At 62.3% G+C, this 21,985-nt stretch carries 21 protein-coding genes; 4 read left to right on the forward strand and 17 right to left on the reverse strand.

The window, feature by feature from the left end:
* Positions 1–61 precede the first annotated feature (61 nt).
* A complete protein-coding gene (locus FBAL_RS16205; RefSeq protein WP_013346670.1) occupies positions 62–946 on the reverse strand; it encodes a LysR family transcriptional regulator in 885 nt (294 codons plus the stop codon).
* 86 nt (positions 947–1,032) lie between these two features.
* Here FBAL_RS16205 and FBAL_RS16210 point away from each other — a divergent pair, with 86 nt between their 5' ends.
* Positions 1,033–1,473: a PACE efflux transporter gene (locus FBAL_RS16210; protein ID WP_013346671.1), complete on the forward strand. Its 441-nt coding sequence runs from the start codon at positions 1,033–1,035 to the stop codon at positions 1,471–1,473.
* A 47-nt stretch (positions 1,474–1,520) separates the two neighbouring features.
* On the opposite strand, the gene FBAL_RS16215 is transcribed toward FBAL_RS16210, so the two are convergent.
* From FBAL_RS16215 to FBAL_RS16235, 5 genes are read right to left on the reverse strand one after another with little or no spacing between them, the layout of a single operon-like run.
* On the reverse strand, positions 1,521–2,273 hold the full coding sequence (locus tag FBAL_RS16215; protein ID WP_013346672.1) for an SDR family oxidoreductase: 753 nt from the start codon (positions 2,271–2,273) through the stop codon (positions 1,521–1,523).
* Between the two features lie 10 nt (positions 2,274–2,283).
* The gene (locus FBAL_RS16220; RefSeq protein WP_013346673.1) at positions 2,284–2,967 is read right to left on the reverse strand and encodes a histidine phosphatase family protein; all 684 of its coding nucleotides are present in this window, start codon (positions 2,965–2,967) and stop codon (positions 2,284–2,286) included.
* Between the two features lie 8 nt (positions 2,968–2,975).
* Positions 2,976–4,037: a phosphotransferase family protein gene (locus FBAL_RS16225; protein WP_013346674.1), complete on the reverse strand. Its 1,062-nt coding sequence runs from the start codon at positions 4,035–4,037 to the stop codon at positions 2,976–2,978.
* Positions 4,034–4,825 carry an SDR family oxidoreductase gene (locus tag FBAL_RS16230; RefSeq protein WP_013346675.1) on the reverse strand — a complete coding sequence of 264 codons (792 nt, stop codon included), beginning with the start codon at positions 4,823–4,825 and terminating at the stop codon, positions 4,034–4,036. The genes FBAL_RS16225 and FBAL_RS16230 overlap by 4 nt, the downstream gene beginning before the upstream one ends.
* Positions 4,822–6,048, reverse strand: coding sequence for an acyl-CoA dehydrogenase family protein (locus FBAL_RS16235; RefSeq protein WP_013346676.1), 1,227 nt, complete (start codon positions 6,046–6,048; stop codon positions 4,822–4,824). The genes FBAL_RS16230 and FBAL_RS16235 overlap by 4 nt, the downstream gene beginning before the upstream one ends.
* A 117-nt stretch (positions 6,049–6,165) precedes the next feature.
* Between FBAL_RS16235 and FBAL_RS16240 the strand changes: the two genes are divergently transcribed.
* Entirely contained in the window at positions 6,166–7,071 is a 906-nt protein-coding gene (locus FBAL_RS16240; protein ID WP_013346677.1) for a LysR family transcriptional regulator, read from the forward strand.
* A 444-nt stretch (positions 7,072–7,515) separates the two neighbouring features.
* Here FBAL_RS16240 and FBAL_RS16245 read toward each other — a convergent pair whose 3' ends face one another.
* Together FBAL_RS16245 and FBAL_RS16250 are read right to left on the reverse strand one after the other, a co-directional pair.
* Entirely contained in the window at positions 7,516–7,779 is a 264-nt protein-coding gene (locus FBAL_RS16245; RefSeq protein ID WP_013346678.1) for a hypothetical protein, read from the reverse strand.
* A 227-nt stretch (positions 7,780–8,006) separates the two neighbouring features.
* Positions 8,007–10,175, reverse strand: a complete 2,169-nt coding sequence (locus FBAL_RS16250) for a M3 family metallopeptidase (RefSeq protein WP_013346679.1) — start codon at positions 10,173–10,175, stop codon at positions 8,007–8,009.
* A gap of 243 nt (positions 10,176–10,418) precedes the next feature.
* Between FBAL_RS16250 and FBAL_RS16255 the strand changes: the two genes are divergently transcribed.
* A complete protein-coding gene (locus FBAL_RS16255; RefSeq protein WP_013346680.1) occupies positions 10,419–11,309 on the forward strand; it encodes a LysR family transcriptional regulator in 891 nt (296 codons plus the stop codon).
* Between the two features lie 48 nt (positions 11,310–11,357).
* Here FBAL_RS16255 and FBAL_RS16260 read toward each other — a convergent pair whose 3' ends face one another.
* The 6 genes from FBAL_RS16260 to FBAL_RS16285 all read right to left on the reverse strand — a co-directional run bounded on the left by FBAL_RS16260 (position 11,358) and on the right by FBAL_RS16285 (position 16,983).
* Positions 11,358–13,346 (reverse strand): alkyl/aryl-sulfatase, encoded by a 1,989-nt coding sequence (locus tag FBAL_RS16260; protein WP_013346681.1) that lies wholly within the window; start codon positions 13,344–13,346, stop codon positions 11,358–11,360.
* A 178-nt stretch (positions 13,347–13,524) separates the two neighbouring features.
* On the reverse strand, positions 13,525–14,256 hold the full coding sequence (locus tag FBAL_RS16265) for a DJ-1/PfpI family protein (protein ID WP_013346682.1): 732 nt from the start codon (positions 14,254–14,256) through the stop codon (positions 13,525–13,527).
* Positions 14,257–14,403: 147 nt separating this feature from the next.
* A complete protein-coding gene (locus tag FBAL_RS16270; RefSeq protein WP_013346683.1) occupies positions 14,404–15,357 on the reverse strand; it encodes a WavE lipopolysaccharide synthesis family protein in 954 nt (317 codons plus the stop codon).
* A 98-nt stretch (positions 15,358–15,455) separates the two neighbouring features.
* Positions 15,456–15,707 (reverse strand): hypothetical protein, encoded by a 252-nt coding sequence (locus FBAL_RS16275; protein ID WP_013346684.1) that lies wholly within the window; start codon positions 15,705–15,707, stop codon positions 15,456–15,458.
* A gap of 3 nt (positions 15,708–15,710) precedes the next feature.
* Complete coding sequence (locus FBAL_RS16280) at positions 15,711–16,175, reverse strand: YaiI/YqxD family protein (protein WP_013346685.1); 465 nt, start codon at positions 16,173–16,175, stop codon at positions 15,711–15,713.
* Positions 16,168–16,983, reverse strand: a complete 816-nt coding sequence (locus FBAL_RS16285; RefSeq protein WP_013346686.1) for a DUF2797 domain-containing protein — start codon at positions 16,981–16,983, stop codon at positions 16,168–16,170. The genes FBAL_RS16280 and FBAL_RS16285 overlap by 8 nt, the downstream gene beginning before the upstream one ends.
* Positions 16,984–17,077: 94 nt before the next feature.
* On the opposite strand from FBAL_RS16285, the gene FBAL_RS16290 reads away from it, so the two are divergent.
* Complete coding sequence (locus tag FBAL_RS16290) at positions 17,078–17,992, forward strand: SPFH domain-containing protein (RefSeq protein ID WP_013346687.1); 915 nt, start codon at positions 17,078–17,080, stop codon at positions 17,990–17,992.
* A gap of 562 nt (positions 17,993–18,554) precedes the next feature.
* Here the strand turns inward: FBAL_RS16290 and FBAL_RS16295 are convergent.
* The 3 genes from FBAL_RS16295 to FBAL_RS16305 form a co-directional block, all read right to left on the reverse strand.
* Complete coding sequence (locus FBAL_RS16295; RefSeq protein WP_013346688.1) at positions 18,555–19,055, reverse strand: DUF2937 family protein; 501 nt, start codon at positions 19,053–19,055, stop codon at positions 18,555–18,557.
* Between the two features lie 102 nt (positions 19,056–19,157).
* Complete coding sequence (locus FBAL_RS16300) at positions 19,158–19,910, reverse strand: TerC family protein (RefSeq protein ID WP_013346689.1); 753 nt, start codon at positions 19,908–19,910, stop codon at positions 19,158–19,160.
* Between the two features lie 155 nt (positions 19,911–20,065).
* Complete coding sequence (locus tag FBAL_RS16305; RefSeq protein ID WP_013346690.1) at positions 20,066–21,940, reverse strand: methyl-accepting chemotaxis protein; 1,875 nt, start codon at positions 21,938–21,940, stop codon at positions 20,066–20,068.
* Between the last annotated feature and the right edge of the window lie 45 nt (positions 21,941–21,985).

Consider the following 21,985-nt stretch of genomic DNA (forward strand, 5'->3'; position numbering starts at 1 on the left):
AAGTTCTCACCAACAGTTTGCTTATTCTAGGTAAACAGAGACTTAACGAGAAGGGCTCAACTCATCCCTCGCTAAAACAATCCGTCACCGCCGCCATCAACCAGGACAGTGCCGGACCCGGTTTCGCGCCCCGCGCCACCACCCGGTCCACCGGCGCACGCCAGGGTTTATGGTCAAACACCACCGGCAGAACCACCAGACTGCCCGCGGCCAGCTCCTGAGTGATCATATGCTGAGGGACGTAGCTCCAGCCCAACCCCTGACGCGCCAGCTCGCGCAGCAGAAACAGGTTATTGGCCCACCACTGCTGGGCCGACACCGGCGGAACCTGCTCCAGGCCCAGACCGTCAAACCCCCTCACCATCAGCTGCCGGTAGACGCACAGATCCGCCAGCCGCACCGCCTCCAGCTTCGCCAGTGGGTGAGTGGAACTGGCCACCACCACAAAGGGCAACTCGCCCAGATAGCAACTGTCCACCTCATCGTGAAACGACAGATTGGAGAACATCAGCCCCATCTGGGCGCGCCCCCCGGCCACCAGAGCCAGCACATCGGGGCTGGCCACGGCGTGCAGGGCCAGTGAGGTCGCCGGGAAGCGCTCGGCAAACTCACGCAGTACCGGCTCAATGGCCGACACCATCAGCGCCTCATCCACCGCCAGATTCAGAGTGGTTTCCTGCTCCTGCTCCAGTGCAGCGGCGGCAATCTCCAGCCCCCGCGCCTGATTCAGCACCACCCGGGCATGGGCCAGCAGGGTGACGCCCTTATCGGTGAGCATCGGTTTTCGGGTGCGACGGTCAAACAGCTCGACCCCCCAGTCGATCTCGAGATTGGCAATGGCCTGGCTCACTGCCGATTGGGCCTTGCCCAGTCGGCGGGCCGCACCGGAAAAGGAGCCCTGCTCCGCCGCCGCCACGAAAGCACGCAGTTGGTCGAGACTGTACATATCACTTTTACCGATAGTAACTAACTTTGAACAATCTCAATTCTAAATAGAATGGCCCCATAATTTGAATCACCGGAGCCTTTTTTATGTCCCCACGCGAGCGCGTTCTTCACAGCCTGCTGTTCGAGATGATTGCCCTGGCCATTGTGGTCCCGGCGGGCATCCTGCTGACCGGCACCGACGCCGGCCATATGACCGCCACCGCCATTATCCTCTCGCTGATGGCCATGGCCTGGAACTACGTCTACAACCTCGGTTTTGACCGGGTGTTCGGCAGCAATCGCATTGATCGCAGCTGGGGCCTGCGGGTAGGTCACGGGGTGGGGTTCGAAGCGGGGCTGGTGACCGTCACCATTCCGGTGCTGATGTTCAGCCTCAACCTCGGGTTTGTCGATGCCCTGATCATGGACATCGGTTTCGTGGTGTTCTTCCTGGTCTACGCCATCATCTACAATTGGGCCTACGATCAGTTTCGGGCCCGGCTGGAACGCCAGGGCAAGCTGGCCCCGTTGGGGCAAACCAGCTGACCGGCGAGTCCAACAAAAAAGGGGCCGTTTGGCCCCTTTTTTGCGGTTCAGCTGAATTTGCGCAGCTGGGAGAGTGGCAGCACCTTAAGCACGTAGCGCATCCAGGCCCACGGCCAGCCCGGCACAAAGGGGTTCTCCCCCTCCTTCTCAATCGCTTCCACCAACGCCCGGCAACCGGTTTCGGTATCCACGATAAAGGGCACCTTCTCCACCTTTTCGTTGATCTCACTGCGAATAAACCCCGGATGCACCGTGGTCACCTTGATGGGGGTGCCCAACAGATCGACCCGGATCCCCTCACAGAGGCTGGTGAGGGCGGCTTTGGTGGCAGCGTAAACCGTCATGGCACGACGAAACCCCCGCACGGCACTGACGGATGAGATGGCCACCAGGTGGCCGCTGTTCTGCGCCCGAAACTGGGTTAACGCCGCTTCGCACTGGGCCAGAGCGGCCACGAAGTTGGTTTGTGCGGTTTGCTTGTTGGCCTCAAAATGGCCGGTGCCCAGCGACGCCCCCTTGCCCATCCCCGCGTTGACGATCACCCGATCGAGCTGGCCACCAAAATCCTCGGTGAAGGCGTTGAACACCTCGAACACCTGGTCATGATCATTCACATCCAGCGGCCGGATAAACACCTGAATACCCGGGTAATCCCGCTCCAGCTCCGCCTTTAACGCCTCCAGCCGATCCAGTCGACGGGCGCAGAGCGCGAGGTTACGCCCCCGCTTGGCAAATTCGATGGCCATGCCCCGGCCCAACCCGGAGCTGGCACCGGTAATCAGAATGTTCTGTCGACTCATTGGCTTCCTTTCAAATCGTGGTAATCCATTGGGGCCGCCCCTCAAAGGCGACATGTTCGTTCAGGGTAGCGAGGCCATACCCCCCTTTTCCCGACACCAACTTGGTGACGCCGGCGTTGACCAGCCGGGCATTGACGCTCAGCAGTCCCCGGGGCTCCAGCCCCAGCAGGGTTTGGGTTACGACGGTAATGGGGCCGCCGGAGGTGAACACCCAGACCGGCCCCGCTTCCGGTGGCGGCAGCTGCTGCAAAGCCCCCTGTACCCGGGTGCGGAACGCCAGGGCACTCTCCTGATACTCATCGTCGTATTGGCCACTGAGCCAGCGATCAAAGGCCGCTTTGAGTTCGGCCTTCATAAACACCATCGGCTCGGGGTGCTGGCTTATCGCGGCGCGCAGGGCCGAAATCTCGTGGTACGCCGGATTGTAGGTGCGCAAAATCTCGCGATGGTCGTACTCGTTCCACTGCGGCAGGGTCTGCCAGTCCAGCGCCAGCCCCGCCCCCCGCAGGCAGTGTTCGGCGGTTTGCTGATGACGCCGGAGTGACCCGGCGATCACCGCCGCCGGACGCAGTCCGCGCCGGGCCAGGTCTTCACCCAGATGGCTCGCCTGCTGCTGCCCCAGGGGGGACAGCTGGTCGTAATCGTCGGCACCGGCACTGGCCTGGCCATGTCGAATCAGGTAAATCGCGCTCACAGGACTCCTTAACGAGCAGCGCGGATCCGCCGGTCACAGCGCCACAGCAGGTAATTGACGAAGAACCAGAACCGCTTAAAGCGGGGGTTACGGGTCTGGCCGTGGTGGTAGCGGTAGTAGATCTGCTGCATGATGCCGGCCAGCCTGAACAGGCCATACACTTCGTAAAACGTGAAATCGTCACAGTCGATGCCGGTGCGCTCGCCGTAGTACTGCACCACCTCTTGCCGACTCAGCATGCCCGGCAGGTGCGTCGGCTGCAACCGGGCCGATCGCAATACCGCGTCATCGTCGGCCTGAACCCAATACGCCAGAGTGTTGCCCAGGTCCATCAGCGGGTCGCCCAGGGTGGCCAGCTCCCAGTCCAGCACACCCAACACCCGGCTGGGGTCGTCCGGGGCCAGTACCAGATTGTCAAAGCGGTAGTCGTTGTGGATCAGCGCCTGCCGCTCCTTTGTCGGCAGGTTGGCCTCCAGATAGCGCATCACCCGTTTGCCACTGCCCACGTTCCAGGTGCGGGCCTTTTGGTAGCGCTGAATCCACCCCTCGATTTGGCGCTCGATATAGCCGCTGCCCTTGCCAAACTCCGCCAGCGGCGCGGTGTCCACCTGATGCAGTTGAATCAGGGTATCCAGCGCCGACTCACACACCTGTCGGGTCCGGGTCGGCGTCAGCGCCAGGGCACGGGGGAAGTGCCGCCGAGGGATCACCCCCTGCAACCGCTCCATCAGGTAGAACTCCGTTCCCAGCACCTGCGCATTGTCGCAGTGGGCCAGCACCTCAGGCACCGCACCGAACAGCGGCTTGAGCGCCTTTTGCAGCCGGTACTCCCGACCCATATCGTGCGCCCCCCGAGCCTTGGTGCCCGCCGGGGCCCGCCGCAGGATCAGGTCCCGGTTGGCGAACTGCAGGCAGTAGGTCCAGTTGGAGGCACCGCCACTGTACTGACGAACCTCAGGCGTCCCCTCCAGTGCCGGCAACCGCTCCCGCAACCAGGGCAGCAGGGCTTCCAGTGGCAGGGCTTCGCCCTCGCGCACCGCGCCCCCCTGGTCAATCACACTGTCGCTCATGCCCGCGCCCTCCGCAGTTTGGCGGTCTGCCTGAGCATCAGGGCACGGTAGCGCTGGCGCGGAAGCAGCCGCATCAGCCAGAAGGCGCGGCGTCCACTTTGATGCGGCAGGATAAGCGGTGCGCGTCGGGCCACCCCATCGGCAATCGATGCGGCGACCTGCTCTGCACTCAACGGTGCCTTGGCAAACAACTTGTGGAGGATGGCGGTCATGGCCGGGTCAGCGCTGCGCAATCCCTTGTCCAGATTGGTTTTAAAGAAGGCGGGACAGGCCACACTGACGTGGATGCCCCGGTCCGCCAGCTCCAGCGCCAGGGTCTCCGAAAAGCTCACCACCGCCGCCTTCACCGCGCTGTAGCTGCCCATCTTGGGCATCGGGTTGAGCCCGGCCTGAGAGGCGATGTTGAGCACCTGACCGCCCTCAGACAGCAGCGGCACCAGGGCACGGCAGCTGCGCACCACGCCAAACAGATTGATGTCGAACACCCACTGCCACTGCGCCAGGGACTCCTGCTCCAGCGTACCGGCGGTGGCCACACCGGCGTTGCACACCAGCAGGTCAAGGCCCTCCCAACGCTGGCGCAGTTCACTGGCCACCGCCGCCAGGCTGGCTTCGTCGGTGACGTCGCAGGGCAGGAAACACCCCTCGCCGCCCCGTTCCTTGATCTCCGCCACCACCGCTGTGCCATCCTGAACATCGCCGATGGCGACCCTGGCCCCCTCGGCGGCCCAATACAGAGCCAACGCGCGCCCCAACCCCGAGGCACCGCCGCTGATAAAGACTCTCATGACTGCCCCCGTCGCTTCAGTTCCAGTTTGGCCACGCTGGCCAGATGCACCTCATCCGGGCCATCCGCCAGGCGCAGCGCCCGGGCCTGGGCGTAGAACCCCATCAACGGGTGGTCCTGACACAGCCCGGCGCCCCCATGCAGCTGAATGGCCATCTCCACCACCTGTTGCAGCACCCGTGGCGCCACCACCTTGATGGCAGCAATGTCGGTCATGGCGGCCCGGACGCCGTGGTTGTCGATCTTCCACGCCGCCTGCAGGGTCAGCAGCCGCGCCTGCTCGATGGCGATGCGCGCCTCGGCCACCTTCTCCAGGTTGCCTCCCAGCTTCAGCAAGGGTCGGCCAAAGGCGCTGCGCTGCTGGCCCCGTTCAATCATCAGCGCCAGTGATCGCTCCGCCGCGCCAAGACAGCGCATGCAGTGGTGGATCCGACCCGGACCCAGTCGGCCCTGGGCGATGGCAAAGCCCTCTCCCCAGCCTTTGATCAGGTGATCTGCCGGCACCCGAACCTGGTCAAAACGCACCTGACCATGCCCATAGGGCGCGTCGTAGTCGCCGCAGGCGGTCAGCATCCGTTCGATGGTGACGCCGGGGGTGTCCAGCGGCACCAGCACCATGGCGTGCCGACGATGGCGTTCAGCATCGGGGTCACAAAGCCCCATAAAGATGGCGATGCCCGCATCGGGATGGCCCAGTCCGGTGCTCCACCATTTGTGGCCGTTGAGCACCAGCTCATCACCATCCCGTTCGATGGTGGCGGCCATATTGGTGGCATCGCTGGAGGCGACCTCCGGCTCCGTCATGCAGAACACCGAGCGCAACGTTCCTGCCAGCAGCGGGGTCAGCCAGCGGGCCTGCTGCTCCGGCGAACCGAAGTGGTAGAGCACCTCCATATTGCCGGTGTCCGGGGCGTTGCAGTTGAACAGTTCCGGGGCCAACAGGCTGTGGCCCATGATCTCGGCCAGCGGGGCATACTCCAGCGTGGTCAGCCCGGCCCCAAGTTCGGCGTCGGGCAGAAACAGATTCCACAGCCCCTGCTCGCGGGCTTCCTGCTTCAACGCCTGCAACTCCGGCAGCAACTGCCAGCGTTGCCAGTCGCCATGGCCATTAAGGCGGTGGTTCTCCGCCAGCCAGCGGGCTTCATTGGGCAGCACCCGTGTTGTCATAAACTCGGTCAGCTGTTGCTGCAGCGCCTGACTGCGCGCACTGGGGACAAATGCCATGGAGCACTCCTTGGGGATCATCAAGCCGTTCTGGTCACTCTAGAGCAATTATGTTAATGAATGAAACGATCCATTTTCATGTTTGCAACTGAATGATTTTCACAACCTGAGCCCCTGATGCGACCGGAACAACTCGACCTCAACCTGCTTAAGGTGTTTGAAGCGCTCTACCGCGAAGGCAATGTCTCCGCGGCGGCCACGGTGCTGCACCTGACCCCATCGGCGGTCAGCCATGCCCTGAAACGACTGCGGAGCCAGCTGGGCGAGCCGCTGTTTGAACGCCACGGCAATGGCATGCGTCCGACTCCCAGCTGTCAGCGCATGGCACCTCAGTTGCTGGCCCAACTCAGTCAGCTGCGGCAACTGCTGCGCCAGTGGGGCCACTTTGACCCTGCACAGGCCCGGCTGACCTTTCAGTTGGGCGTGCCCGATGCGCTGGAGCCCCTGGTGCTGCCAACTTTGGCCCGGCTGCTGGATCAGCATGCCCCGGGCTGCAGCCTGATCAGCCGTCGGGTGGAGCGGGGTCAGCTGAGTCGTGAATTGGCTCAGGGCCTGGTCGATCTGGCGGTGGACGTGCGCCAGCCCGCCGAGCCGGAACTCTGCCTGCAGCCGCTGCTCAGTGATGAGCTGGTGGTACTGAGCCGCTCGGATCGCACCAGCCTGAGCCGGGAAGCCTATCAGGAGGCCGCTCATGTGGTGGTCTCCCGCCGGGCCAGAGGGGCGGTACTGGAGGAGGCTGCCCTGGCCGCCATTGGTGTGGCAAGACGAACCCCGCTGCGCTGTCAGGGCTACGCCAGTGCCGCCCGCATCGTGGCCCAATCTCAGCACCTGCTGACCCTGCCCCGCCACCTCGCGGAGCCGCTGCTGACCCCATCGCTGGCGCTCCACCCCTGCCCGCTGCCGCTCTCCCCCATCCCCATCGGGCTCTACTGGCATCGCAGCCGACAGGAGGACCCCGCCCTCTCCTGGCTGCGGAAAACCCTGTTGAGCGCCCTGCCGCAGCAACTGGCCTCCCCCCCATAAAAAAGGTTCATCGCATATTTTCGTGGGAGTTTTGGCTCCGGGTCCGTTGCTACCTCCCGAGCCGTTGCCGGGATGCCCCGGCGGGCACCAGAAGGGCGTTGCCCCTCTGGACTCCCCTTTGCCTCCGGCGCGGCGAAAGCCCCCTCGCTCCCACTCCTTCCCGTTCAGCACTGGCCAGACTCGCATCCTTGCTCGACTGGCACTCGGGCCTTCCCTGGCCCTCGGCTTCACTCCCAGTCGCTCCCGCTCGGCGCCGCGAGTCGGCCTTTGGTGGACGGCTACGCCGTGATAGTTGGGTGCTCATTCCAATTCGAAATCAGCAGCGATCCCTCGCTTACATGAGGTATGTGCTTTGATAAGTCGCTCATGTCTTCTTTCCCCGCTAATCCGCGAAGAACCATAAAAAAGCCCGCCGAGTGGCGGGCTTTGCTGATTGACGCAGACTCAGTTGCTTTGGCGAACTACGGTACCCAGCGAGCTGTCCAGAATGTGGGCGTTCTGATTCATCTCCATACGGCGCTGCTCGGCGGTGGTGCACTTGCGCACCGGAAGGCGGGAGCCGGTGACCTTCACCTTTTCGCAGATCACCCCCTTGTCCTCTTCCGCTTCCACGTCGGCAGCGGCCACATCGGTTTCCGGCGTGCTGCTGCAGGCCATCAGAGTCAATGCCAACGAGGCACTCAGCAAAACTTTCAAAGGTGAAAACATTGTCGTGTTCCTTTACTGGTGGCAGACATCATTGCCTGTCCTGTGATTGAAGCTCGAACGGGTTAAACCTAAAGCGGAAAACCCCGACTCGCAACTTTTTATTAACACAATGAATGCACCTCAGACATCTGTTCGCTCAAACAGCACACCCACCTTTGCCTTCTCAGATGCGGTGCGAAAAGCACAAAAAAGCCCGCCAAATGGCGGGCTTTTTGTCGACTGGCGACTTACTTGGCCAGGGAGATACCACGGCGAATCAACAGCGCCTCGGTGGTGGGCTCCTCACCTTTGAAGCCTTTGTAGGTCTCCATCAGGTCCTGGCTGTTGCCCATGGACAGGATCTTGTCACGGAACAGCTGGCCACGTTCACGGGTCAGGCCACCGGTATCACGGATATGAGCAAAGGCATCCGCGGCCAGGATCTCACTCCACAGGTAGGCGTAGTAACCCGCGGAGTAACCACCGGCAAAGATGTGGGCAAAGTAGGTGGACTTGTAGCGCGGCGGGATCGCCGCCAGATCCACACCGTGCTTGGCCAGCGCCTCGGCTTCAAAGTCCGCCACGTTATCGATCTTGGCGTCAGTACCGATGGCGTGCCACTCCATATCCAGCAGGGCGGAGGAGAGGTACTCCAGAGTATCAAAGCCCAGATTGAACTTGCTGGCCGCCATCACTTTGGCCAGCAGATCCGCCGGGATCGGCTCACCGGTTTCCACGTGCTTGGCGTAGTTGGCGATCACCTCAGGGTGCACCGCCCAGTCTTCCTGGAAGGTGGAGGGGAACTCAACAAAGTCGCGGGACACGTTGGTACCGGCGAGGCTCGGGTAGTTCACGTCAGAGAACAGACCATGCACAGCGTGGCCCATCTCGTGGAACATGGTGGTGGCTTCATCGAAGCTGACCAGCTGCGGCTGGCCTTCACCGGCCTTCTCAATGTTCATCACGTTGACGATCACCGGCTGGGTGCCAAGCAGGTGGGACTGGCCCACAAACACATTCATCCAGGCACCACCACGCTTGCCTTCGCGGGCGTAGTAGTCGGCGTAAAACAGCGCCATGCTCTTGCCGTCTTTATCGAAGATCTCGTACACGTCCACGTCCGGATGGTAGGCCGGCAGGTCAGTACGTTGCTTGAAGGTGATGCCGTACTGGCGTTCCATGGTGTAGAACACGCCATCTTCCAGCACCTTGTCGAACACGAAGTACTTGGCCACTTCGGCGGCATCCAGGTTGAACTTCTGCTGACGCACCTTCTCGGCGTAGTAGAGCCAATCCCACGGCTTCACCTCGCCTTCAACACCATCGGCGGCCATCATGGCGGCGATCTCCTCCGCCTCTTTGTTGGCGTTCGCCACGACCTTCGGCACCATGGAGCCCAGCAGGTCCATCACGGTGTTCGGGTCTTTTGCCATCTGGGACTGCAGCTTGTAGCCCGCCCAGTTGTCGAAGCCAAACAGGGCGGCCTTCTCGGCGCGCAGCTGGGCGATCTCGATCAGCACCGCCTGGTTGTCCGCTTCGCCACTGGTGGCACGGAATGCGGACGCTTCCCACAGGCGCTGGCGCAGCTCGCGGTTGTCGAGGCTGGAGAGGGCTGACTGGCGGGTGGTGTTGGTCAGAGTCAGCAGGTAACCCTCTTTGCCGGCTTTCTCGGCGGCCGCCTTGGCGGAAGCGATGGCGCCTTCAGACAGACCGGACAGCTGGGCCAGGTCGGTCACCAGTACGGCACTCTCCTGGCTGGCAGCCAGCAGGTTCTGGCCAAACTGGTTGGTCAGTTCAGACAGCTTCTTATTCAGTTCACGCACCTTGAGCTTCTGCTCCGGGCTCAGGTCGGCACCGGCACGGACAAACTGCTCATAGGTCACTTCGGTCAGGCGGATGGATTCTGCATCCAGGCCCAGCTCTGCGCGGTGGTCATAGATCGCCTTGACCCGCTCAAACAGCTTGGCATTGAGGTAAACGTTGTCCTGATGCTCAGCAAACTTGGGGCCCATCTCGGTTTCCAGGGCACGACGGGCGTCGTTGCTGGTGGAGCTGGACAGGTTGTAGAACACGCTGGCCGCACGGCTCAACAGAGCGCCGCTTTTCTCCATCGCCACCAGGGTGTTTTCAAAGGTGGGGGCTTCCGGGTTGTTGGCGATGGCCTCGATTTCCGCCATATGCTGAGCCATGCCCACTTCAAAAGCCGGCTTAAAATGCTCGTCGGTGATGCGGGAGAAATCCGGAGCCTGGTACTGCAGGGTGCTGGCGTTCTTCAGCGGGTTGCTGTCCGGCAGCTGAGCCACCTGGGGTGCAGCTTCGGCAGCCGGGGCTGCAGCGGTCTGAGCGGTCGGGGTGGTATCGGAGCAGGCGGCCAGGGCCAGCACAACGCTGGAGGCCAACAGAGTCTTGCGTAACATCCTTCAATCCTTGTGGTTAATTGCGAGCTGCCCGGTCGCCAAGTCAGCGCCTTCGCCGCAGCCCAAAATCCGGCGCGTTATTGTTATGTGATTTCGCTGCGCTCTATTGGCAACGTGCCGGATACACTATACCAACAGAGCGTCACAGTTAAGTCACGAGGGTAACAAACTGTGTTTTCATAGGCTTGCGCCCACGCTGTGGCTGGTTGACTATGACCACTCGGCCCCGAAGAGTATCCCCCGATGACCGGCTTCGACTGGAACCTGATCCCGATCTTTCTGGAAACCTATAAGCTGCGCTCCTACACCCTGGCCGCAGACGCGCTGAACATGACCCAACCGGGGGTCAGCGCCGCCATCAAGCGATTGCAGAGTCAGTTGGGGGCGGCACTGTTTGTCCGGGAGGGGCGTGGCATCGCTCCGACACAGGCCGCCGTACAGCTGGCCCGCAGCCTGGAACCGGCGTTCAACAACGCCCGTCAGGCACTGGATAACCTGACCGCCTTCAGTCCCGAACAACCCCGTACCTTTATCCTCTCCTGCGACGAGGTGATGACCCACCGCCTCCACCGTCGGGCCGAACACGCGACGGCGCTGGGGCAGTGCCAGCTGCAATTGAATCTGGCGCCCCAGGATGAAGAGACCCTGGTCAACCTGCTGATGTTGAACAAGGTGGACCTGGCGCTGGACTTAGATGGCCTGAGTCACCCGACGCTGGCGATGGCCCCCGTCTTTGAGGACGAGATGCTGCTGATCTGCCGCAAGGGGCACCCCCGTATCCAGGGGCCCATCAACCAGCTTCAGTATTTTGCTGAACAGCATGTGGCCCTGAAGATCCGCCGATCAGGCCGCTATGCCGCGGACTACTTTACCGATGACACCCTGATCCAGCGCCGCATCCGCTGTGAGTGCGACTCGCTGTTGTCGATGATGGGACTGGTGGCCACCAGCGACTGTTTGGGGGTGGTCACCCGCTCGGTGGCCGACCTGTACGCCGCCGGTTTCGACCTGCAGCGCCTGCCCCTGCCCTTCTCCACCCGTCGGGTTGGCCACGCCATGTACTGGCACCACTCCCACAACAATGACCCCGCCCACCAGTGGTTGCGGGAACAGGTGCGGCAGCTGCTGGCGTAAGACAAAAAAAAACGCCCCGTTTCCGGGGCGTTTTTTGTGGCTCAGAGGTCAAGACTTCTGCGCCGGCAGCGGTACGATTTCAAAGTCGCTTTCGAAGGTGTCCAACACCGCTTTCAGCTGGCCCAACAGCTCGGCATCGCCCTTAATGTTGGCCCGCTCCGCCAGGGTGCCATCCCCCAGCAGTACCCGGGTCAGGTCGGCCTTGCTGATGGTCAGGGTCAGGTCGGCCTCCACCGGCTTGTCGATCTGGATATTGGCCATATTGGCGTTGCTGACCTCACCGTAGTACACCTCGTTCAGCTCCGGGTGAATCAACTGGAAGTTGAAATCCAGCCCGGCGGCTTCGGCTTTCGGCGCGTTCAGGCGTACCGCCAGGTAATCGAGCATCATGCCGGTCGGGGTGTTGGCGATCACGTCCGGCGAGGCCGCCTTGAGGCTGTCGGCGACAAACCCGGTGCGCAGCTCATACGCCCCCTGCAGGTAGCTGTTGCGCCAGGCCATGGTTTCCGCCTGATAACCCTGCTGCTCGTAGCTGTCCGCCAGCAGGTCACGGGCCTTTTGGTTGTCCGGCTGGCAGGTCACCACATCGTTCAGCAGCTGGCTGGCCTGCTGGTAGCGGCCCGCCTCAAAGTGGCCCTTACCCGCCGTCACCAGAGTGCCAGCACCGGCCGCCTCCACGTAGGTGCAGGACTTATCGTGGCTGGTCAGCGGATTGACGTTGACCGGGTTCATGTCGTGGTAACCAAGGTAGAGGTTCACCACCGCCCGGGCATTGTGGCTGTAGGAGCCGTGGTAGCCGTTGGTGTGCCAGGTGTTGAACTGGCTCTCGGGCACAATCTCCTCAATGGCGCGGCCCACATCGTGGATGGTGACCCCGTGGTTGGCCAGGCGCATCGACTGGTTATGAACAAAGCCATAGTTGTCGCGCTGCAGGGTCATGTAGTCACTGACCTCGGCCTGCCCCCACACCGGTGCGGAGTGTGCGGCGTGGATGTTGTCCACCTTGCCACTGTCGACAAAGCGCAGCTTCAGCTCAGTCAGGTATTTGGTCCAGACCAGCGCATCACGCACTTTGGCACCCCGGAAGGTGTAGATGTTGTGCTGGCCGTCGTAGGTCAGCTCGGCGGTGTTAAGGCTGCGGTACTTGGGCAGGTACACCACCATCTCCGCCGGGGCTTCTGCGCCAGGCATGTTGATCAGCAGCATCTCCAGGCCATCGATGGTGACCCAACGCTCACGCTCGCTAATCTCCTCGGTGGGGGCCACCAGCGTCACCTGACCGTCGGAGGTGCCCAGGCCCAGGGCGTTGTCCACAATCCCTTTGGTGCTGTTGGGCAGGGTGGTGCCGTACTGGTACTGGGCGCGGCGGCTCATGGCGTTACCGCCGATCATGTTCTCGTCTGCCAGCTCTTTGAGGAAGCCGTCCGGGGCCAGGATGGGGCCGTCAAACTGCTCATCAATGATGCCCCGGGAACCGCCGAAATGGTCGATGTGCATGTGGCTGTACAACACCCCGGTGATGCGGTGTTCACCGTTGATCTTCGGCAGGTGCTGCTTGGCAAAATCCCATGCTGCGGCAGCGGCCTTATCGCTTAGCAGCGGGTCATGAATGATGTAGCCGTTATCGGAGCGGTAGATGGTCATGTTGGAGAGATCGGCACCGCGCACCTGATACACCCCATCGGTCACTTCGTACAGACCGCCTGCCGCGTAGTTCAGCATCCCCTGGCGCCAGATGGAGGGATTTACCGTCGGCGGCAGGTCTTTCACGCTCATCGCCGCCATATAGTTGAACTTGTTTTTCAGCTCACCGGCGGCGTGGCTGCCAAAGGGTGCAATCAGACCGCGCTGAGTGCGTTCAAAGGCGCTGGTGTCCTCCCAGGGCAGGCGCTTGGCCAGCTCCGCATTGGCTTTGATGGTGTGTTCCGAGGCGGGCTTGCCCTGGTAGGTTTCGATGCCAGCCAAACCATCCGCAAGCACCGGCAAAGACAGGGCCATACAGAGGGAAACGGCAACAGCAGTAGGTTTTACAGACATGGTGTTCCTCCAGAAGGTCAGCCGGGCGACGGGCACGGCGGGAAAGCTCTGGAGGCAGTATGAAGAGAAGCGCCGGGGCGATGCAGCCGCACCCGGCTATTTCAGACATAACTCATGGTTATGTTTCAGGGCCAGTTTTCCGAACTGTTTTCAGGGGCTCACGCGAGCGTTGGAGGCGTTAGGTATCGGTGCCCCAGGTGATGGCAAAGGGATCATTGTCGGCATCCCGATTCCAGGGGTACTCGGCGATCTCAGCAATCTTTTGCGCCACCGCCTCTCCGCGCACTTCAGCAATCAACGCCAGTGCCGCGTCCGTGCCCGCCGAGACACCGGAGGAGGTGGTCAGGTTGCCATCCTGCACCCAGCGCGCCCGGCCCTGCCAATCCGCGTCCGGCGCCAGTGAAGCCACCCAGGCAAACGCCGCTTTGTTGGTGGTAACCCGCTTGCCGTCCAGCAAGCCCGCCTGGGCCAGCAGCGCGGCCCCGGTGCACACGGACAGCACCCGCTCGCTCATCAACGCCTGGCGTCGAATCAGCTCAATCAACTCAGGCTGCTGCACCAGTGCCCGGGTGCCCAGGCCGCCGGGCACCAGGAAAAGATCCAGCGGTTCCAGCTGGGCCAGTGGCCGGTCCACCACCACCTTGGGGCCCTGGAATGAGCGGGCCACCGCGCCGGGGCCAATCAGCTCAATCTCCACATCCGCCAAATGCCCCAGCATCTCAACCGGACCATGCAGGTCGAGGGTTTCATAGTCGTCAAACACCAGCACACCAATGCGGTAGTGGCCGCTGCCCAGCTTTCCGGCACGGCGCTCTTCAATGCGCAGTTGCGGGGCTTCCGCCGCCCAGGGACGGGCGGCTACCGTCAGCGCGGCGGCGCCCAGTCCGGTGATAAATTCACGTCGTTTCATCGTTTGCTCCTTGTGGCTTCACGCCCTTGAGAGGGCGTGCTGCGCACACGGTTCCGATGATGTGGACGGCAATCGGGCGGGATCCACCCTGGCTCACAGGCCGGTGGCACCAGAGTGAATGCGATTACCGTTGTGGGGATTCGCCGATCAACGCGGGGCGCTGTCGAGCAGGCGGGTTTTCAGCCAGCTGAAGGGCAGTTTGCCCAAACGCCGACGCCCCATATCGCGCCAGAAGGCGGCGTTGTCGAGCGGCAGGTCGCCACCACAGTGGCGGTTGTAGAGCTCGCACCACTCATGGAAGGTGAACTCGTTCACCCGCTTCTTGGCCCGCAGCGAGATCTTACGCAGACCCAGTCCGATTCGCTCGGGCTCATCCAGCAGCAGGTTGCTGGCCACAAACTTGTCCCAGTAATCCTGGGCGGACGCATCGCCCGCAATGCGACGGTGGATCACCGGAGCGTTCGGATCCAGCGCCAGCAGCCAGATCAGGCAGATCACCTGCTCGGATTCCAGCGCCACCTGCCCTTTTTTCAGGCGCGCAAAGCCCGCCAGCAGGTCGGCACTGAAGGGCTGCTGTTCAAACAGCGGCTGGTCCCAGATCCTGAGTAAGTCTTCAGTGCGGCCGTAATAGAAAAAGTCACTGGGGTGGTAAAGGATGCGGTGGCCCTTGGAGTAGCGCCGGAACAGATTGGCGTTGATCACCACCCGCTCGGCGAACTGGCGAAACTCCGGATGGCGCAGCGGGTAGGCCTGCTGGCGTTCGACAAACTGGTTGCCCACCAGGTAGTTGTCAGAGCGCAGCTTGATGGCGTAATCGGTGGTGACCCGGCGCAGCCCTTCGCGGCTGGAAACCAGCTGGCGATGGTAGTTGCGTGGGCAGTAGTCGTCCTGGTTGGGGCCGGGGTCGGCGCTCTCCACCAGCAGATCGTAGTCGAGGCCGGAGAGATCCTGATCCGGCCAGGTGGAGAGGATCAGGGTGGCCCCGGGCAGGTGCTGGCGAACGCTGTCCAGACAGCGCTGGGTGATCCCCGCTTCCATGCCCCGGCCCTGATAAGCCTGAACCGGCCCCTGTACCACCACACTGATCTGCTCAAACGCCACGGCGCCTCTCCTGTCGAACGGTTGTTTCCGGGTAGGCCGGTTATCTTACAAAACCAACGGGAAAAAAGTGTTAGCCGCCGGGCAGTTCCGCCCCTGCCCTACTTCACCATCACCTTGCCGCCGATGATCTTAAACGCTGGCGTGCCCCGCACCAGCGTGTCGCGGGCAAACTCAAGACCACAGCCGGGACAGTGCCCCGGCTCGGTGGTGTGGTCCTCGACGATGCGCTCCTTAAAGCACTTTACCAGCGCGCCTTTGCCGCCCTTGCGATAGCGGTACAGCGGCGCCCGGCAGCGGGCACAGCTGATCGCCACCGTGGTGCTGGGGCCTTTCTTATTGGGCTTAGCCATGCCTTAGCCTTTGTTGGCCTTGGCCAGGTAACGGTCCAGCGCGTTGGCAAAGGCCATCCGCTCAGTTTGCGACAGCGGCGGCGGACCGCCGGTCTGCACGCCGCTGGCCCGCAGGGTATCCATAAAGTCCCGCATATTGAGCCGGGCCCGGATATTGTGGGGGGTGTACAACTCACCGCGGGGGTTCAGGGCCACCCCGCCCTTGTCGATCACCTCGGACGCCAGCGGAATGTCAGCGGTGATCACCAGATCACCGGCCACCACTCGGCGCACGATTTCATTGTCCGCCACATCAAAGCCCGCCTGCACCCGCAGGGTGCGGATATGGGGGCTCGGTGGCACCGACAGCGGCTGGTTCGCCACCAGCAGCAGATTCAGGCCGGTGCGATCCGCCGCCCGGTAGAGGATCTCCTTGATCACCTTGGGGCAGGCGTCGGCATCAACGTAGATGGTGGGACGTTCAGCCATGGCTTACGCTCACCTCGTAGCCGGTGAACTTACGGATGTTGATCACCCCGGTATCGAAGATCAGGTACTGGCCCTTGATGCCCTGCAATACCCCGGACACTTCCGGCACTTTGTCGAAGTTATGGGAGGCGATCTTGGTCGGGTAGCAATCCACCGGATAGTCGATGGACACCGGCGCCTCGTCCAGACGCTCAATCGCTTCCACACCAAACTGGCTGCCCAGTTCCGCCAGCTTCTCCTCAATGGCCGGCAGCAGTCGCGCCGCTTCCGCCTGCAGATCCATTGGCTCACCGCTGCCCTTGAGCATGGCGCGCCAGTTGGTTTTGTCGGCGACCAGCTTAGCCAACTCCACCTCCACCAGGCCGGAGAGCTGTCGGGTGGCCACTTTCAGGATCGGCAGGGCCTGAGTCGCGCCCTGGTCCAGCCAGCGGGTGGGCACCTGGCTGTGGCGAGTGATGCCCACTTTTAGCCCGGATGTATTGGCGAGGTAAACAAAATGAGGGATCATGCAGTGCGTTTCACCCCATTCCGGCTCCCGGCAGGTGCCCTTGGCGAAATGGCAGGTCTCCGGCTTCATGATGCACATGTCGCAGCGGGCCAGCTTCTTCATACAAGGGAAACAGTGGCCCTGGGAGTAGCTTTTGCTGGTCTTACGGCCGCAGGCATCGCAGTAAATGCGACCGGTGAAATTCAGGGTCAGGGATTGGCCAATCAGCGGGTTCAGCGGCAGGCGTTCATCGCCCACTCGTAAGGCGTACTGGGCGGGTTGCTCCAGAGTAACCGCCATCTTGGACAGGGTGCCTTGCATGGCAACGTGCTCCTTGGGGAAAAACCCCAGTGTACCAAAACCCCCGCGCCAATCCCGCCCCGTCACAACCCATCACAAAGGAGTGTTTCCGTTCATGGATTCGAACAAGCCCAAAGGGGGCAGCAAACTGGTGTTTGCGATTCCCGCCGCAGTCGCGCTGATGGCGCTGGCCACCACCGGCGCCGCCTTCTACACCATTGACGAGGGCCATGTCGGCATCGTGAAGCGCTTCGGCGAGGCCCGTGAGCAGGTCAACCCAGGCCTGCACTTTAAGATCCCCTTCGCCGACACCGTGGAAGAGCTGGAGATCCGCACCCGCAAAAACCAGGAGCGACTGAAAGCCGCCACCCACGAGCAGATGCCGGTGGAAGCGGAGGTGTCAGTCAACTGGACCGTCAACCGCACCCAAGCCTTTGACCTGTTTAAGCTGTATGGCGGCCTCGACCAGTTTGAAAACCGCATCCTCGACCCCCGCCTGCGCAGCGCCGCCAAGGAAGCCCTGGCCAAGTACAAGGCGGAGCAGATCATCCAGACCCGTGGCCAGGTGATCGCCGACATCGAAACCGAACTGCTGGAAACCATGCGGGAGTTCCCGGTTAAGCTGGACAGTGTCCAGATTGAAAACCTGATCCTGCCGGCCAAGTACCTGCAGAGCATCGAGATCAAGCAGACCGAGAAGAACCTGGCGGCGGCAGAGATGCATAAGCTGGAGCGCCAGAAACTGGAAGCGCAGCGTGAAGTGAACACCGCCGAAGCCCAGCGTGATGCCGAGAAAGCCCGCGCCGACGGTGCCGCCTACGCCATCATCACCGAAGCCCAGGCCCAGGCCGAAGCGATTCGCCTGACCGGTGCCGCCGAAGCCGAGGCGATGCAGCAGAAAGCCGACGCCCTGGCCAACAGCGAGCGCCTGGTGGAGTACGTGAAGGCCCAGCAGTGGGATGGCAAGATGCCCTCCACCATCATGGGCGAGGGCCAGTCAGTGCTGTGGAATATGTCGGCCCAGCAGTAAGCCGGATTGGTTGTGCCGACCAGTTAACATTCACCTGCATCGCAGGTGGTTTTGAATTGGCCCCCACTTAGGGGGCTTTTGTTTTTCCAGGATGCCACAGGCATGCGACTCTCCCCGTATCATTTAACACCTTTGCCGGGACGGCCCGGCGGCCGCCAGAAGGGTTTTGCCCGGCTGCGCGCCCCGCTCTTGACACCCCTGCCTCCGGCGCGGCGAAAGCCCCCTCGCTCCCACTCCTTCCCGTTCAGCACTGGCCAGACTCGCTTTATGAAAAGGCCTTTCCATGTCCTTTTCAAAAGTCCGGCTTCGCCCTCCATGGCTCCGCGTTCACGCCTTTCGGCGTTCACACCTGCTCGACTGGCACTCGGGCCATCCCTGGCCCTCGGCTTCACTCCCAGTCGCTCCCGCTCAGCGCCGCGAGTCGGCTCTGGTGGACGGCTATCGCCGTGATAGCCCGAACGCCGACATCTTCGGGCAATCCCCTGACCAGATGATCACCATCTCCATAGGCAGCGCTTTAAGGCTCACAAAAAAACGGTGGCTCCGGCCACCGTTTTTGCGTTCAGGCAAAGCGACGACTGCGCCGCTTTGGCATCACCAGCTTCACCAGCAGTTCCGCCAGCACACTGAGGATCAATGCCACCGCCAGGCCCCAGCCAATGGCGGTCGGCGTCAACAACACCTGGTAGCGATAGCTGTCCAGCGTCTCCTCCCGCAGGCGGGTGTCGGCAAAGCCGAGGAAGTGCCAGAGCTGGGCAATCTGGCCGCCCTGCATGGCGTCCCACTCCTGACGCAGCAGATCAACCCGTTCAACGATCGCCGCCACCGAATCGGCGTCCTGCTGGAACACCGGGTCCGGGCTGCGGCGATAGTGCGCCACCAGCGCCTGAATATCACCGTCAAAATGGCGTTGTGCGGTTTGTTCAAAGCCCCCCAGCGCCTGCTGCGCTTCACTCAGGTGTGCCTCGACACGCTGCTGGTAAAACTTCAGCACGCCGGGGATCTGCACCCCAATCAGGACACAACAGAAAAACACCGTTAAGCGGGCGTAATCCTTAAACATTGTTCCATTCCATTCAGTGGGTTATTGCCGTCATCATCGCCGCTGCCGACCCAATACGCCAGTTCAAAAGCGTAAAAAAAGCGCCCTCGCGGGCGCCTCTTTTTACTCTTCGTCTTCTTCAATCGCTTTGCGCAGCTTCACCGGCTCGGTGCGCTTCTTGCGCAGTTTGAGGTTGAGCATCTCTACCGCAACGGAGAAGGCCATGGCGAAGTAGACGTACCCTTTCGGGATGTGAACTTCGAAGCCTTCGGCGATCAGGGTCATGCCCACCAGCACCAGGAAGGAGAGCGCCAGCATCTTAACGGTGGGGTGGCTGTCCACGAACTCACCAATCGCTTTGGCGGAGAACAGCATTACGCCCACGGCGATAATGATGGCGATGGCCATCACCATCAGCTGGTCAGCCAGGCCCACCGCAGTGATCACGGAATCCAGCGAGAACACCACGTCCAGCAGCGCGATCTGAACCAGGATCATCCCCATGCTGGCGGTGCCGGTGGCGGAGTGCTCCTCCGCTTCACCTTCCAGGCTGTTGTGGATCTCGTGAGTCGCTTTGGCCAGCAGGAACAGACCACCGCCCACCAGGATCAGGTCACGACCGGAGATCCCCTGGCCGAATACGTGGAACATCGGGTCAGTCAGGCCCATCACCCAGGTCAGGGAGAACAGCAGCGCCAGTCGGGTCAGCATCGCCAGGCCCAGGCCCAGACGACGGGCAAAGTCCCGCTGACGTTCCGGCAGGCGCGATACCAGGATAGAGATAAAGATGATGTTGTCGATGCCCAGAACGATCTCGAGCGAGGTCAGGGTGGCCAGGGCAATCCAGGCCTCCGGGCTATAGATCCAGTCAAACATGGTGGATAAAAACGCCTAAGGAATAAAAGGGGAGATCTAATGTGATTTCGGTTGTTGTGGCAACGTCAACGACATGAAATCTTGTTTAGGTTAGTGAAGCCATTGTTGCAATGGCCGTCAAAAAGGGGGGCGGGCGCCCCCCCATCGGTTCAGGATTATACCTTGAAGTGGCCCACTTGCTCCTTCAGCGTGAGGCACTCGCCCTCCATCTCTGCCGAGACGCGACCCAACGCCTGGCCGTGCTGGGCCAGTTCGAGGCTGTCATCGCGGATCTCCACCACATTGGCGGACAGTTCGGCGCTCACGCCGCGCTGCTGCTCGGCAGCGGCGGCAATCTGGCTGGCCATGGTGGAGATCTGGGTGATCGCCACGGTGATGCTGTCGAGGCTGGCGCGAGCCTGCTCCGCTTCGGCGGCGCTGGCGTCCGCCAGTGCGGTGCCCTCGGCCATCGCGGTCACCGCTTCCTGGCTGGTGTTCTGCAACGATTCGATCATATGGCGGATCTCCTCGGTGGAGGCGTGGGTACGCTGAGACAGCACCCGCACTTCGTCCGCCACCACGGCAAAGCCACGGCCCTGCTCGCCAGCCCGGGCAGCCTCAATGGCCGCGTTCAGGGCCAGCAGGTTGGTCTGATCGGCGATGGTCTGGATGGTCACCAGCACCTGGTTGATCTGCTGGGCATGGCTCTCCAGCTGGCCAATCACCCCGGCGCTGTGGTTGATCTGGCTGGCCAGGGCTACACTGGCTTCGCTGGAGCGGGTGATCACCTGTTGCCCCTCTTCACTGGCGCTGGCCGCATCCTGGGCCGCCTGTGCGGTGGCCGCGGCGCCGTGGGCCACTTCGTTGGCGGACGCCGCCATCTCGGTCACGGCGCTGGCGATCATATCCAGCTTCTGATTCTGGCGTGCCACGGCGCCGGCTTGCTGTTCGCTCATGGCGCGGTTGTCACCGGCCCGGCCCAGCAGTCGCTCGCAGCCGGCATCGATGGTGGTCACCATGGTGGCCAGATGCTCGATAAAGCCATTCAGTCGGCCCGCCACCCGACCCAGTTCATCTTCCCGCTCCACCGGCAGGCGGCGGCTCAGGTCACCATCGCCCTGAGCCAGCTCACGGATGGCGGTTTCCAGCCCCTGAACCGGACGGAACAGCAGGTTCAGCAGCCAGGCGGTCAGCAGCGACACCACGGCAATCAGGCTGATGGTCAGGATGATCGCCTGCTCCATCATCGCCACGCCCGCGGCGTTGGCGTGAGCCTCGTCCAGCACCACCACCAGCTGCCAGTCACTGCCCGGCAACCGCCCCACCTGCACCAGCACTGACTCACCCGCCAGGGTCATGGGCACTTGGACACCGGATTGAATCAGTTGATTGCGGGTGGCCGCGTCCAGTTCCGGGTAGCGCTGGCTCAGGGGCTGCAGGCGCGCTTGTGGGTCACGGTGGGCCAGCAGGCGACCGTCGCTGTCCACCAGCAGCAGGTGACCCTCCTGCTCCGGCAGAGCTGACAGCGCCAGGTTGGCGATGGCATCAACGGTGATGTCGGCGGCGATCACCCCTTCATGGCCTCCCAGGAAGGGGGCGGCGAGGCTGACCACGGTCTGATCGGCGCCACTGGCATCCCGGTAGGGGGCGGTCATGATCAGGCCGTTCTGGGCCATCGCCTGCTGATACCAGGGGCGACTGGTCACGTCGATGCGCGGCGGTACGCTGTTGAGGTCGTCCCAGACGATGTGGTTTTCGGCGTAACCAGCGTACAGGCGATTGATGTTGGCGCTCTGAGCCAACAGGTGGAAAACCTCCGGTTGCAAGGCGCGCTCAGCCAGAATGTCCGCCATGGCTGTCACGGTGCGGGCCCGTTGCCCCAGCCAACTGTCAAACTGGCCCTGGAAGTTGGCCAGCAGGTCCTGGCTGCGTTGTTGGATCTGGGTTTGCTGTTGCGCCTGGTAGCGATGCAACAACAGCCCGGTGAGGATCACGCAGGCGGTGATCACCACCACCGCGATAAAGGCTTGCAATCGGTGTTTGAGACTCATGGAGGGCCGCTATTATGGGTCTGAAAATTGGGAATAAAGTGGCGA

The organism is Ferrimonas balearica DSM 9799 (assembly GCF_000148645.1).
Classification (GTDB): Bacteria; Pseudomonadota; Gammaproteobacteria; order Enterobacterales; family Shewanellaceae; genus Ferrimonas; species Ferrimonas balearica.